Here is a 1,624-nt window from a genome sequence, read left to right as displayed (position 1 = left end):
TGGTGGATGAGATCACTTGGCGTGAGTTTGCTTTGCCCATTCGCAAAGGGGGCTTATCGCTGCGCACTACATCAGCTCATGCTAGCGCGGCCTATGTCTCCTCTGTGGATGGTAGCTACGCCCTCACCCGATCTCTATACCCTGGTTATGCCCCGGTGGCATTGTCTGAGGCCGTGGAAGACTTCAACACTAGAGCCCCCTCTGCTCCTTTATGTGCAGAGGATTTCCCTTATCTGCAAACACCCTTGGTTCAAAGGGAACTTTCCTCTGCTGTTGAACTTGTCATCTTAGATGAAGTGCTGCAGAATGCCTCATTGGAGAAGAGGGCTCGATTCAGTTCCCTTCAGGTGCCAGGCACAGCTACATGGTTGACAGCTCCTCCAGACAAGGGTAAGAACCACTGGATGCATCCGAAGGCATTTTTGTGTTATCTTCGGTATCGCATGGGCCTGCCTGTGTACATCGATGGAGCTAAATGCCCTATGTGCTTGGAAGCTATGGATGCAGCTGGGCACCATGCCCTTAAGTGTCGCAGAGGCTGGGATCGTTGCCGACGTCACAATACCCTTCGCGATCGTTTTGCGGAGTATGCCCGCAAAGGCTTCCTGACAGCCAAGGTGGAGGCCTTGGGACTAGTCTCCGGGAGTTCTCGGCCTGCAGACGTGTATTTGCCTTCTCTTCCAGGAGGGCCTGCCTGCTTGGACTTCACCGTTATCTGTGCTAGCCAGGCCAGGCTCTTGCCAGGCTTGGTGGAGGACCCTCTGCATGCTGTCAAGGACAGTGAGACCCAGAAGAGGAGAAAACATGGGGAAGCATGCACAGATCATCATCTGCAGTTCATCCCCATGTCAGTGGATCACTGGGGTGTCTGGGGTGAGGAGTCAGACCCTGCCTTCGAGTATGTGGCCAGGGCCTATGCCGCTGCAATGGGCAAATCTAGGGCTAGGGTACGCAGCAACATCCGTGCAGATCTCAATGCTTTATTGGCTGTGGCCAATGCACACATGCTAGCCAAGCGTGTTCCTTTGTAAAGCCCTTATTTGGGGCTGGGATGGTGCCCATGGGGCTGGGCATTGTCCGTTCTTGCCGCTGTATTGCGGAATAAAGATAAAGTGTGTGTGTGTGTGTGTGTGTGATGACAGCTATCATCTGGCACTGGACTAATGAGTTTAAACCCAATATTGCCCTTCCTCAACCATCACTAATAGAATCAACATGCTTGGTGAGTTTTGGCAAATCCCTGCCCTGGGCATTTCAACTTGTTCCAACAGTAATGTGCTGCAAGGGACTACAGCATCATTGTCATCATCATCATTGTCACCATCCAAAACAACAGTACCAATGTCAACATCATTACCATCAACTCACCATTGCACTAATAACAGGACCATGAATGGAGTCATGGAACTGTGTGGAATGTGGAGCAAAAACATCCATTCAACATGGCACCAGTGAGACAGTCCATCCTCATCCATCCCTTTCTCTATTCCTGTGATACCGTGCTAACATTTTCAAGCGGTGCTTAAAAGTGTTCCCTGTCCCACCCTGTTTCCCCACCTCACCCCTCTACGGTTTTACCCAGCTCATTCAAACCATTTCTGTGAGATCTGGGCCAAAAAGTAAG

1 protein-coding gene is annotated in these 1,624 nt (G+C 51.1%); it reads left to right on the top strand.

Features of this window, described 5'->3' with window-relative positions:
• Window positions 1–1,031: hypothetical protein (locus tag AC2VLY_RS09255; protein ID WP_486922143.1), on the top strand; the 1,031-nt coding region annotated here is incomplete at its 5' end.
• Window positions 1,032–1,624 lie beyond the last annotated feature (593 nt).

It is taken from the genome of Acidithiobacillus sp. TH-A36, from assembly GCF_057473445.1.
The sequence above is the reverse complement of the archived record's forward strand: the minus strand, read 5'-3'. Positions and strand labels throughout refer to the sequence as shown.